The 13,431-nt window shown below is 35.0% G+C and carries 11 protein-coding genes; 3 read left to right on the forward strand and 8 right to left on the reverse strand.

Annotation, left to right across the window (positions count from 1 at the left end):
* Positions 1-51: 51 nt before the first annotated feature.
* Complete coding sequence (locus E5Z56_RS06535) at positions 52-318, reverse strand: hypothetical protein (protein ID WP_022504808.1); 267 nt, start codon at positions 316-318, stop codon at positions 52-54.
* Positions 319-900: 582 nt separating this feature from the next.
* On the opposite strand from E5Z56_RS06535, the gene E5Z56_RS06540 reads away from it, so the two are divergent.
* From E5Z56_RS06540 to E5Z56_RS06550, 3 genes are all read left to right on the forward strand, one after another.
* A complete protein-coding gene (locus E5Z56_RS06540; protein WP_138157106.1) occupies positions 901-2,403 on the forward strand; it encodes a phosphohexomutase domain-containing protein in 1,503 nt (500 codons plus the stop codon).
* Positions 2,403-2,840, forward strand: coding sequence for an aminoglycoside 6'-N-acetyltransferase (gene aac(6') / locus E5Z56_RS06545; protein WP_138157107.1), 438 nt, complete (start codon positions 2,403-2,405; stop codon positions 2,838-2,840). The genes E5Z56_RS06540 and aac(6') overlap by 1 nt, the downstream gene beginning before the upstream one ends.
* A 110-nt stretch (positions 2,841-2,950) precedes the next feature.
* Positions 2,951-4,861, forward strand: a complete 1,911-nt coding sequence (locus E5Z56_RS06550; protein WP_138157108.1) for a helix-turn-helix domain-containing protein — start codon at positions 2,951-2,953, stop codon at positions 4,859-4,861.
* A 954-nt stretch (positions 4,862-5,815) separates the two neighbouring features.
* Here the strand turns inward: E5Z56_RS06550 and E5Z56_RS06555 are convergent.
* The 7 genes from E5Z56_RS06555 to E5Z56_RS06585 form a co-directional block, all read right to left on the reverse strand.
* A complete protein-coding gene (locus E5Z56_RS06555) occupies positions 5,816-6,952 on the reverse strand; it encodes a chorismate mutase (protein WP_138157109.1) in 1,137 nt (378 codons plus the stop codon).
* A 12-nt stretch (positions 6,953-6,964) separates the two neighbouring features.
* Complete coding sequence (gene aroC / locus E5Z56_RS06560; RefSeq protein ID WP_138157110.1) at positions 6,965-8,041, reverse strand: chorismate synthase; 1,077 nt, start codon at positions 8,039-8,041, stop codon at positions 6,965-6,967.
* Positions 8,022-9,296 (reverse strand): 3-phosphoshikimate 1-carboxyvinyltransferase, encoded by a 1,275-nt coding sequence (aroA, locus tag E5Z56_RS06565; protein ID WP_138157111.1) that lies wholly within the window; start codon positions 9,294-9,296, stop codon positions 8,022-8,024. Before aroA ends, aroC begins: the two co-directional genes overlap by 20 nt.
* Positions 9,297-10,358: a 3-dehydroquinate synthase gene (gene aroB / locus E5Z56_RS06570; protein ID WP_138157112.1), complete on the reverse strand. Its 1,062-nt coding sequence runs from the start codon at positions 10,356-10,358 to the stop codon at positions 9,297-9,299. It lies immediately after the preceding gene.
* Positions 10,355-11,185, reverse strand: a complete 831-nt coding sequence (locus tag E5Z56_RS06575; RefSeq protein ID WP_138157113.1) for a prephenate dehydrogenase — start codon at positions 11,183-11,185, stop codon at positions 10,355-10,357. The genes aroB and E5Z56_RS06575 overlap by 4 nt, the downstream gene beginning before the upstream one ends.
* 12 nt (positions 11,186-11,197) lie before the next feature.
* Positions 11,198-12,202, reverse strand: coding sequence for a 3-deoxy-7-phosphoheptulonate synthase (gene aroF, locus E5Z56_RS06580; RefSeq protein WP_138157114.1), 1,005 nt, complete (start codon positions 12,200-12,202; stop codon positions 11,198-11,200).
* Between the two features lie 211 nt (positions 12,203-12,413).
* Entirely contained in the window at positions 12,414-13,358 is a 945-nt protein-coding gene (locus E5Z56_RS06585; RefSeq protein WP_138157115.1) for a DDE-type integrase/transposase/recombinase, read from the reverse strand.
* Positions 13,359-13,431: the final 73 nt, after the last annotated feature.

Below are 13,431 nucleotides of genomic sequence, written 5' to 3' on the forward strand. Positions count from 1 at the left end.
GATTTTTGAAATTAATGCGTTCTAAACGCGACTTGTTATCAATGTTACTGATTAAGCAATTTCAGCATTACCTGTATCACCAAGTAGGTTGAATCTGAATAATTTGCTTTCATCATTCTTGTTATCACAATAAATGCAAGCTTCTGCGATTTTGCCGCCTTCGATTAGCTTTGTTAAACCAACGAGCTGACATAGTTTGCTTTTTAGATTCAAACGGTCTCCCTCGCTAGTAACTAGATATACATTACCTTCGCAAGTGTCGAGCACGGCAAGGAACTTGGTAACATCAATGTCATGTAGATTGATCATAGGTGTCATAAAATTTTCCTCCTTAAATTATATACGATTTTTCGTGCTGCCATTTACCATTTGGCTGTGAATGAATCGCTAACGAATGTTTGCGATATCAAGTGGACTATTTACTTGACACTTACTATTATACATATTCTTTAGTGAATGTCAACAAATAAGTACCGCTTTCTTTGTACAAGGTGACTACTAAATATCAAAACTGTACAATTACGGCGTATAATTATTGTGCAATATGCTACAAAACATTTAACAGTAATTTTAACTAGTTAAAGTTTGTGTAAATTCTTTTAGTGAATATTATCAAATTTATTCTCTAAAAGAAAATAAATTTGAACAATCATACAAATTACAAAAATGAAATTTTCTGTTCTGGAATAAAAAGACCATAAAAGCACCGAAAAAGCCCATCAGAATGGGCTTTTCTTTATGTTATAACCGACTAAAAATAAGTAAAAATAAAATCAAAAAATTTTAAAAAAAACTCTTTACAATACTAAAAATAGGTGAAATTATATACTTATTTTTATTGTATTGAACTTTGTTATATTGTATAATAGTTTTAGAAAATTAATTTAAGGGGTATATTTTATGCTTGATAATTTTTATAAAAACTTCAAAAGTGGTACAGATATTCGTGGTGTAGCATCTGAGGGTGTTGAAGGTCAAAATGTTAACCTAACTGATGATGTTGTGAAGAAAATGGCTTTTGGCTTTGTACTATGGCTAGAAAAGGTTGCTGACAAAAAGGCAAGTGAAATGACAATTTCAGTTGGTAGAGATAGCCGTATTAGTGGCGAAAGAATTGCAAATGATGTTATAGATAGCTTTAAGAAAGCCGGTGTAAAGGTAATTTACACTAACCTATCATCAACACCATCAATGTTTATGACTACTGTTGACCTTGGTTGTGACGGTGCAGTACAGATTACTGCCTCTCATCATCCATTTAATAGAAACGGTCTAAAGTTCTTTACTCCTAATGGTGGACTTGAAGCCAGTGATATTGAAGAAATTTTACAGTACGCACAGGATGATAAAAAGCCTGAAATTACTGATAACGGTACAGTAGAAGAAATGGACTATATGTCAAGATATAGCAACCACCTATGTGATATTATTAAGAAAGGTGTTAATGCTGAGGACTATGACCACCCTCTAAAGGGCTTTAAAATCGTTGTAGATGCCGGTAATGGTGTTGGTGGATTCTATGCTGATAAGGTACTAAAAGTTCTTGGTGCTGACACAGAAGGCTCTGTTTACCTTGATCCTGACGGAATGTTCCCTAACCATATTCCTAATCCGGAAGATAAAACTGCTATGGAGTCAATATCTAAGGCAGTATTAGATAGCAAAGCTGATTTAGGTGTTATCTTTGATACTGATGTTGACAGAGGTGGTGCAGTAGATAGCTTTGGTAAAGAAATCAACAGAAACAGACTTGTAGCTTTAGCATCAGCTATTGCACTTGAAGATACTGATGGTGGTACAATTGTTACTGACTCAGTAACTTCATCAGGTTTAAAGGACTTTATTGAAAATCATCTTGGTGGTAAGCACTATAGATATAGAAGAGGCTACAAGAATGTTATTGATAAGGGCATTGAACTAAATAACAATGGTGAGTTCTGCCCATTAGCTATTGAAACATCAGGTCATGCTGCTATGAAGGAAAACTATTTCCTTGATGATGGTGCTTATCTATGTACAAAAATTATCATTAAAATGGCTCAACTTGCTAAGGAAAACAAAACAATTGATATGATGCTTAAGGACCTTAAAGAACCTGCAGAAAGCAAGGAAATTCGTTTTAAGATTACTGAAGAAGACTTTAGAGGTTGTGGCGAAAAGATTATTGCCGACCTTGAAAAGTATGCTGAAAATGAACCTAATTGGATTGTTGCAGATGATAACAGAGAAGGTATCAGAGTATCATTTGATAAAGAAAATGGTGACGGTTGGTTCTTATTAAGACTTTCTGTACATGACCCTATTATGCCACTTAACATTGAAAGTGATTCAGTTGATGGTGTAGAGAAAATCTACAATCAGTTCTATCAGTTCCTAAAGACAACTAAAGGACTGGAATATTAATGAATATTCGTGTAGCAAAATCAAGTGACTTAGACGGAATTTTACCCTTAGTGCAAAGTGTATGGACTTCAGTAAAATCTTCCCTTGACTTGTACTTGCAGTTCTCGGATATGGACAGTGACTCCTCTGTAATGTTTGTTGCAGAGGAGCATAATATTTATATAGGGTTTGCATCAGTTGGGTTAAGATTTGAATATATTGAGGGGACAAAAACTTTACCTGTAGCTTACCTTGAAGGCATTGCAGTAAAGGAAGAATATACTTCAAAAGGTGTAGGAAAGGCACTTATAAATATGTGCGAAAAATGGGCAAAGGAACACTGTTGTACTGAATTTGCCTCAGATTGTGAAGTGGATAATCTAGCTAGTGAACAGTTTCATAAAGCTATTGGCTTTAAAGAAGTCAGCAGAAATATTCATTTTGTAAAACCCTTGTAGTCCAGTGTTTAAGCCAATGCAACCAATAGTTGCGTAATTGCAAACTAGAATATGTTGTGCTACCAAAGGGCAAAAATGTATAATGAACTCATCAAAAAAGGAGGGCGTTTATGAATATTGAAACGGCAAACATACTTTTGCAATATAGAAAGAAAAGTGGTCTAAGTCAGGAAGAATTAGCATCAAAAATCGGTGTCAGTAGGCAAGCTGTCAGTAAGTGGGAGAGAGCAGAGGCTTCACCTGATACTGACAATCTTATTCTATTGGCAAAGGTATATGGGGTAACTCTTGATGAACTTTTAACAGGTGACCCTGAAGAAATTTTAAATAGAAATAAGCAAGATTTAGAAGATAATAAAACTGAAGAAAATACCCAAACAGATACTGAAAAAGAACCGGAAAATAATGAAACTGATGAAAAATCAAAAGCAAAAGTATCTTTTAAAAACGGTATCCATGTTGATGACGGTAAAGATAAAGTTGATATAAGTTTTAGAAACGGTATTCATGTAGACAGTAGTGACGGTGCAAAGGTACATATTGACCGTAACGGCATAAATGTTGTTGATGAAAGTGGTAAACAAAAAGTCTATACCGATGAAAACGGTCATATATACGGTGACAAAGATTACAAAAAGAATGGCAAAAAAAATCCTGCTATGGAATTTCCAATTTGGTTAGTTTCAGTTGTGGCATTCTTTTTATTTGGTTTCTTAGATATTTTAGGTGGTTGGGTAACCAGCTGGTTGTGGTTCTTAATTATTCCACTATACTACACAACAGTAAAGGCTATACAGAAAAAGAAAGTAAATATTTTCTGTTATCCGGTATTCATTACTTGGGTATATTTAGTGTTAGGTTTGTACACCAACTTGTGGCATCCAATGTGGCTACTGTTTTTAACAATACCTTTGTTCTATTATATAGCCAATATAATAGATAGTAAAAATCATCCACAAGAAGATATTAATATAGAGCAAGATGGTTACAGTGCAACAGTAGAACCTGAGAAAGAAAGTCATATTTTTAGAAATACAATTATTATTGTAGGTTCAATTTTTTGTGCCTTTCTATTAATTCTTTGTATTTCTTCTGTTTTTGGACAAAATGGTAAATTTACAAGAATAACAAAATTCAATTGTAATGCAAATGATGGTATTCACACTATAGACTTAAAGAACGGTAGTGGTGATGTTAATTTCTATAAAAGTCCTACTGATTATAGCTATATTGAATACAATTGTGAATACAGAGGATATTTGGGTTCTTTAAATAAAGATACAAAGTTAACAAAGTATTATGCCGGATTTGTGAATATTACTGCTAATCCCAATAGTGGTTTTTGCTTATTTGGATATTTTAATCAGACTACTAATATTTATTTAGCTGATGATGTTTATTATAAATATGACAAATCAAAGAAAAGCAGTTCTGTTTATGACGGTACAAAATATTTAACAATAAAGACCGGTTCAGGCTCAGTATCTATGAAGTCAGATTTAGGCATTAATGATATTCAGTTAGATATGTCATCAGGTGATTGTGATTTTAGTAATCTAAAATGTAAATCCCTTAGAACTTATATTTCAAGTGGTAGTGTAAATTTAGTAAACCTAACTTGTGATGAACTAAAAACAAATGTTTCCAGTGGTTCTATAGATGGTAATAATGTTATTGCCAAAAGTTTAGATACTGTTTCCGGTTCAGGTGATACTACTTTACAAGGCGATTTCAGCAAAACTAAGGTAAAAGTATCAAGTGGTAGTGTTGAAATCAATAGTGAAAGTGTTCCTAAATATTCTGATATTGATATTTCTTCCGGTAGTGTTGATTATATTATTCCGGATACAATTACCGGTTTTAAGTTAAGTTACGAAAAAAGTTCAGGTAGTATTGATAGTGAATTTGACCTTAATAATTCTTTGGACAATGATAAGGGTACTGCAACTTATAAAAAAGGTAGTAACAAAATCAATGCTAAACTATCTTCCGGATCTCTAGACCTAGTAAAATATAAATAATCTGAAATTAATGTAATAATTAAGGGAGTACATTGTACTCCCTATTGTTATGTGAATTTTTTGGTTTTTCAATTTTGTTTGTGGGTTAAGATTAATTTAATAAATTAGGGTTTGTCTTTTTAATTTTGATTGTGGGTTAAGGTGAATTTGTTTTTTAGTTTTTATTGTGGTTAGAGAAAAGTTTATTTTTCATTTAACATAAAGAAAAATTTACAAAAATATCATACCTTATACCATCGTTAAAGTGTGGCTAACAGGTGTAGGGTCTTTCAACAAAAGTTTTTTTACAAAAAACTTTTGCATAAGTTCACATTAGCAAATCAAACTTTGCCTATGGCTCGTTTTCTTTGATGTTTACTTAATTGATGTCCCGTTACAAACTAGCCTTTATATAGGTACTTTGCCCTATGTAGTTATTATAAATTTATAGTCTGCATATAGGACAAAAATCCCATAGGTATCACACTTTTTAACGGGCGAACGGTGTTCGCCCCTACGACCGTAAGCCAAAAGTTTGTTGTTATTTTGTCCTATGTAGTTACCTTGAATTTGTACATATTCGCCAGTCGCCCTTGTGTAAAGGGAGATGTTTTGCGTATGCAAAACAGAGGGATTGTCACGGTAGATTGTGTTCTCTATATAAAATGTGTACGATTAGATAAAAGTTATCTATCGAATAAAATTGATATAGTAAATAGTATGTACCATAACAATCCCTCAGTCGCTCTTTAAGAGTAAATTGTCATTCTTCCAATTTACGAGCGACAGCTCCCTTTACACAAGGGAGCCTTATTTGCTAAAATTTAACACTTTACATCTAGCACTACAAACCCTAATTTGTAGTGCAAACGAAAATAATAAAAAATCGGCAAAAGGAAACCACTATTGTGTAATACAATAGTGGTTTTAAAAACTTATTTTAAATTTTATATTGTTAGAATATACTCAAAATGATTATGCGAAGTCTTCTTCATAGTTACCTAGAAAGCTGAATTCAGGTAATTCTGTACTTAATGCACATAAAAGTTTTGTAACTTCATCATTTTTAACATTACCTGTAAAGTCAAGATAGAATAGATATTCAAAAGGCTTGTTAGCCATTGTTCTTGACTCAATTTTAGTTAAGTTAAGACCTAGGGAACTAAATCTACATAGCACACTGTAAAGTGTACCTGTAACATGAGGTAGGCCAAAGCATAGGCTGATTTTCTCAGCATTTTCAGGAATGTATAGTTTTTTAGAAATAACAATAAATCTTGTTGTGTTGTCACTTCTGTTTTCGTAATTTTCAGCAAGTACCTTTAAGCCATATTCCTTTACGGCACTACCGTTACAAACTGCTGCAAGGTTAATTCTCTTACTGTTTGCAACATCTCTTGCAGCTACTGCAGTATTAGCAGATTGTAAAGTCTTGTAGTTGTTGGCAGTTATTTTGTCGCTACATTGTGCAAGTGCTTGTGGATGTGACCATACTTCTTCAATATCTTCTAAATTAGCCTGTGGGATTGATGCTAGGTAGTAGTGAATTGGCAAGTCAAGTGACTTAATAATATAGAATCTGTGCTTTAAGATTAAGTCGTAAACATCACTTACCGAACCGGCAGTAGAATTCTCTACCGGTAGCACACCATAGTCAGCCTCACCATTTTCAATAGCCATAAATACATCTTTGAAACTTTTACAAAACTGAGGTTCACAGTCAGGAAAAATCTTTAGAGTAGCCTCATGGTTGTTAGCACCTGCAATACCTTGACAAGCTACCTTAGTATTTTTGTTGTATGGAATGTTAGGAGAAGAATTTTCAATAAGCTCTTTCATCTCTTTACCTGAGCCAACAATATTGTGTTGTAATGCTCTTGAAAGCTCCATAATATTGCTAAACAGTAACTGTGCTGCATAGCCGTATTCTCCACCACGAACAAGAACATCATCAAGAATTTCATTTTCCCTGTCTTGGTTAAGAATAGGAATATTGTTTGCCTTTTTGTAGTTGCCAACATCCTTAGCACATTCCATTCTGCGTTTAAAAAGTTCTATAAGTTTTTCATCAATTTCGTTGATTTCTTCTCTTATTTCTTTTAAATCTCTCATTATCTTCACACCTTATGAAAGTAAATCTAGTATTGTAATAGCTGTGATTGCCTCAATAACCGGTACTGCTCTTAGGACAATACATGGGTCATGTCTGCCTTTGATTTCAAGAATATCATTCTCTTTAGTTTCAAGATTGATAGTTTCTTGCTTTTGAGCAATAGATGGTGTTGGCTTTACTGCAACCTTAAATACAATAGGCATACCGTTTGTAATGCCACCAAGAATACCACCACAATTATTTGTCTTTGTATATACATTTCCATTTTCATCATAACGGAAATTGTCATTGCTTTCACTGCCACGCATTTCTGCAAGGTCAAAGCCCTTGCCAAATTCAATGCCTTTCATTGCCGGAATACCAAATACAGCTTTGGCAATTCTGCCCTCAATACCATCAAACATTGGTTCGCCAATACCGGCTTTAACACCAACAACACCACATTCAATAGTGCCACCAACAGAATCTTTGTCTGCTGATGCGTCTGCAACAACCTTACGCATAGATTCTTCCTTGCTTTCATCAATAAGTGGGAAAGAACTGTTAAGTAGTCTGTCTATTGTTTCATCATCTATGTTGCAAGGATTAAATTCTTCGTCATACACATTGCCGATACTGTTAATATGAGCAGTAACTTTAATGCCTTTTTCTTCAAGCAGTTGCTTACATACTGCACCGGCAAAAACTATAGGAGCAGTAATTCTGCCACTAAAATGACCACCACCGGCAATATCATTAAAGCCATTGTACTTTACATATGCCGGATAGTCACTATGTCCGGGTCTAGGGCATCTTTTAATATCGGAGTAGTCCTTACTCTTTGTATTGTTATTGTGGATAATTGCACAAAGTGGTGCACCTGTAAGTACATTATCAACTACACCTGAAAGAATTTCAGGAAAGTCAGCTTCTTTTCTTGGAGTAGCAGTTTTGTCATTACCGGGAGCTCTTCTCTTCATTTCGTGAAGAACCTTGTCCATATTTATTTTCATACCGGTAGGTAAACCGTCAACAACAACACCGATAGCCTTGCCGTGACTTTCACCAAATACTGAAATTTTAATTTTTTCACCTATTGTTGATGACATTTACATTACCTCCCAGTTTCTTAAAGTCCTCAAAAAAGTTAGGATAACTTTTGTTGATAGCTTGTGCGTCAGTAACAGTAACTTTGTTTCTTGAAATAATTGATGCAACTGCACTTGCCATAACTATTCTGTGGTCGTTACAGCCTTCAGCTTTGCCACCGTTTAGCATACCTGCACCTTGAATAATTAAACCGTCATCAACCTCAGCTACCATACCACCTAGGTTATTAATAGCCTCACAAGTGGTCTTTAGTCGGTCACTTTCTTTGATTCTCAGTCTTTCTGCATTGTAGATTTTTGTGACACCATAAGCACCACTGCCACATACTGCAAGTACAGGTACAAGGTCAGGAATTTGACTTGCATCAATGTTAATTCCTCTTAAGTCACCTTTATTCTTAACTTTTACAAAGTCTGTGCCAATCTCAATATCAGCACCGAATTTTTTAATTAAATTACAAATTTCTCTGTCACCTTGTGTGGAATTTGGGTCAATTCCTTTTACGGTGATTTCACCACCAAATGCACCGGCAACCATAAAGAATGCTGCCTGACTCCAGTCACCTTGTACTGTGTAGTCGTGAGGAGTGTAGTGCTGATTACCCTTTACAAAGTAGCCGTATTCGGTTTCTTCAACTGTTACACCAAATCTTTTCATGGTGTCAATTGTCATATTTACATAACCCACACTTTCAAGAGGTGAAGTAAGTACAATCTTGCTGTCACCATCAAGTAAAGGTAAAGCAAGTAGTAGTCCTGTTACAAACTGACTTGATACATTACCCGGTAGGGAATATGTACCACTCTGCAATTTACCCTTAGTATCAAGAGGCAAACCACCCTCAGTTTCACACTCTACCCCATGAGTAGGTAGTAAATCAAGGTAAATACCGATAGGTCTTTGTGGAAGTCTGCCTTTGCCAACAAAGTGACCACTAATTCCCAAAGCACTGACTACAGGAATAAAAAATCTTAATGTGCTACCACTTTCACAACAATCAAAAGTACCCCTACCACTAGAAAAAAGGTGACTGCTGTCAATAGTCAGCGTGTCACCCTTAACTTCTGTTTTAGCTCCAAGAGCATTGACACAAGATATAGTTGCCTCAATGTCTTGAGAAAGTGTAATAGGAGAAATTGTACATTTACCCATAGAAAGTGTAGCACAGATAATAGCTCTGTGACAGTCACTTTTTGATGCAGGTATGGTAACAGTGCCTTTTAGTTTAGCAGGTGTTATCTGTACAGTTGTCATTTATACTTCCTCCGGAACATCAATATATTGTTGAAAATCTCTCAAATCCATTGTTGATACTGTAGCATCCCCAATAGACTTTAGTATTACTACATCAATGTTGTGACCAGAACTTTTCTTGTCACTTTGTGCAGCAAAAGCAATATCTCTAACTTCACTGTCATCATGAGTAGGTAGGTTGTACATCTCACAAAGTTCTGCAATTTTGTTAGCAGTACCCTTAGGAGAATAACCATCCTTTTCACTGGCTTTAGTCATCATAACCATACCAATGGCTACAGCCTCACCGTGAGAAAGTTTCTTGTATTCGTAAATTTTCTCAAGTGCATGACCGATAGTATGACCAAAGTTAAGTAGCTTTCTTTCGCCACTTTCTTTTTCATCTTTCTGAACAACATCTCTCTTGATAGAAACACATCTGTGGATAATGTTTTCAATATCAAGTTCATCTCTGCCTTTCTTTAGTAGTCTAAATAAACCGGCAGACTTGATGCAACCATACTTAATCACTTCTGCCATACCGTCATTTAGGTATCTTTCAGGTAAAGTAGAAAGTGTATCAGGGTCAATAAGTACAACACTAGGTTGCCAGAAAGCACCTACAAGGTTCTTACCTTGTGGGATGTCATAACCTGTTTTGCCACCAACTGATGAATCAACCTGTGCCAATAGGGAAGTAGGTACTTGTACAAACTCAATACCTCTTAGGTATGTTGCAGCAGCAAAACCTGCCATATCTCCCGTAACACCACCACCAAGAGCAAGAATCATATCTTTTCTTGTGATATTGTTGTCAGCTAAGTGACTATAAATTGCTTCAATAGTTCTAAAGTTCTTTGATGTTTCACCGGCCTTAAAGACAAATTCTGAAACAATAAATCCGGATTGCTTTAAGGAAGTGATAACACTTTGACTATATAATGCGTGAACATTGCTATCTGTTACAACAGCAATTCTTGTTGGGGAAGAAACCTTTTTGATGTATTCACCACAGTGGTTGATTATTCCTCTGTCAATTATAATCTCATACTTTCTTCCTGTATTTACTTTAAGCTTTTTCATTCGCCTAAAGCCTCCTTAATTTCATGTCCTTTTTGTAGTAAGGACATAAGTTTTTCTTTATCATCCTTTGATATAGCATCTTCTATATCTCTGATGTTTTTGATTAAAGTTTCAAGTTCCTTTAGTAGTGGTGCTTTGTTTTCCATAAAAAGCTCACTCCAAAGTTCTGCGTTAATATTAGCTACTCTTGATACATCACGGTAACTACCGGCAGAAAACCCCTTGTGGTTCATACAGTTAGGAGAAAGAACATATGCACAAGCAAGTACATGAGGTAACTGACTTGTAAAAGCAATCATTCTGTCATGTTCTTCCGGTGTGGTGATTTTGATACCACCAAAACCGATAGAAAGGTTAAAGTCAGCAACTTTCTTTACCGATTCATCATCTGCACCACAAGGTACAATAATGCAACTGGCATTTTTATAAAGGTCACCGTCAGAAACATCAAAGCCGTTTTTCTCTTTACCTGCCATTGGATGAACACCAACAAATGTAAAGCCAAACTCTTTGCTAAGTGCAGTTAAGTCATCACAGATTTCTGTCTTAATACCGGAAGTATCTGTAACAATAGCACCTTTCTTGATTTTGTCACCGTTTTTTCTAATGAAGTCAACAGCAGCACCGGGATAAACACCAAGGATAACTATATCTATATCGGATAGGTCATCAGCAGAACCAATCTTATCTATAGCTCCACACTTTAGTGCTTTCTCCAGTGGAAGTGGACTTCTGTTTATACCAATTACATAGTGGTCTGTGTATTTCTTAATGGCCTTACAGTAAGAACCACCAATAATACCTAAACCAACAACTGCTATTTTCATTTTATTCATCCTTTATAGGGCTGACTTGATTTTATTTACTTTCTTTACAACTGAGTCAAATTCTTCAGGTGTAAGTGACTGTGCACCGTCACATAGTGCGTGAGGTGGGTCGTTGTGTACTTCAATAATAAGACCGTCTGCACCACAAGCTACTGCTGCCATTGCTAATGGTTCAACAAGCCAGTTCATACCGGTAGCGTGACTTGGGTCAACAACAACAGGTAGGTGGCTCAAACTCTTAACAATAGGAATAGCTGAAAGGTCAAGAGTGTTTCTTGTATATTTTTCATATGTACGAATACCTCTTTCGCAAAGGATAACCTTTTCATTACCCTCAGCCATAATGTATTCGGCACTCATTAGCCATTCTTCAATAGTTGCACAAAGACCTCTCTTTAGTAAGATAGGTTTATCAAGTTTACCTAGTTTCTTTAGTAGAGTGAAGTTCTGCATATTTCTTGCACCAACTTGGATAATATCAACATCCTTAAATAGGTCAATGTCAGATTCACTCATAATTTCTGTAACAATAGGAAGACCTGTTTCTTCCTTTGCCTTTAGTAGTAGTTCAAGACCCTCAGCCTTTAGACCTTGGAAAGAATAAGGTGAAGTTCTTGGCTTAAAAGCACCACCACGAAGTACATTAGCACCTGAAACTTTAACTGCCTTTGCAATTTCTGTTACCTGTTCTGCTGATTCTACAGAGCAAGGACCTGCCATTAGTGTTAAGCTACCGTCACCGATTTTTGTACCGTTAGATAGTGTAATAACAGTATCATCAGGATGGAACTTTCTGTTAGCTTTCTTATATGGTTCTTGAACTCTTCTTACAGAATAAACAACATCCTGAGCATTAATTGTGCCAATATCAATAGCAGTAGTGTCACCGATAAGACCTAAAACAGTTTCGTTAACACCTTGCCACTGATTTACTTCAACATTGTATTTCTTTTTTAGAGAAGTAGAAAAATCCTCAATAGTTTTCTTGTCTAATCCTCTTTTAAGAACTATAATCATTTTTTTATTTCCTCATTTCCTATCCTTATACTCATTTATATCATACATATAAAATACATTATAACACAAAATTTATGATTTGTGTAGTAGTTATAATATTTTATCACTTTAAAGCGTCTGTGTTGTAAATAGATATGACCCATTTTAGGGTAAAAATAAAATACGATTTAATATTTCGCTTGTTTTACTGACTTTTGATTATGAATATTAATTAATGAATGGATTTCAATTCTAACTTTTCACTCAATAACTGCATTGGACTCTTGTAATCAAGTGTTCTCATTGTTTTGTTATTACTCCATTCCAAATGTCCTTTTAATTTTGTGTTTAATTCTTCAATATTTCTGAATGTTTCCCATTCATAGAAATATCTTTGGTCGTTTCTATGACTTCTTTCTACCTTTCCGTTGTGCCAAGGTGTTCGTGGTGGTATTAATTTATGATTTATACCTAGTTTGTTTAATTCTATTTCAAAAGGACTTTTCACTTCACTGCTCTGATATTTATATGTGAACTCTCTTCCGTTATCTGTTTGAATAGTCTGTATTTTAAACGGAAATTCTTTCAATAACATTTTCAAAAATTTGGTTGAGTTTTCCGGTGTATGTTCTTCAAACCCATATACAAATCTCATCCTTGTACATTCATCTATTGCAGTCCATTGATAAAAATGCTTTCCGTCCCTTAAAGCCTTACCTCTTAAGCAATTATATGGCACTTCTTTTACATCTATCTGCACCTTTTCTCCAGGTATTAACAGTTCCGGATATCTTCTATGCTTACGGCTCTTTTTCTTGGTCTTTTTATATTTTACTAAGCCCATTCTTTTAGCTGCATATATCATTCCTGAGTAGCTTCTTGTATATCCTTTTCTCTTTAAATCACTGTATACTCCATCCCATCCATATCTTTCATAGCACTTTTTGAAAGAATTTCTAATTTGTCTTTCTTCTCTTTTTGTGTGCCTGTTAGGATGACTATGTGGTCTGTGTGATTTAGGCAATAGCGATTGCCAGGTACCGTCATATTGTTTACACCATCTCTTTACGCTTGAAAGACTTACACCGTACACTCTACTTGCTTCGCTTTTTCCTTTTCTTAGTGCGTATTTTACTATGGCTTGCTTTTTCTTTGCTTCTTGTGTTATTATATTCATGAGGAGTACTTCTTTCTTAGGTTAATGTTTTTGAGCGATTCCATTATACCATATTTTGAAGTTACTCCTCTTT

It is taken from the genome of Ruminococcus bovis (assembly GCF_005601135.1).
Taxonomy (GTDB): Bacteria; Bacillota; Clostridia; order Oscillospirales; family Acutalibacteraceae; genus Ruminococcoides; species Ruminococcoides bovis.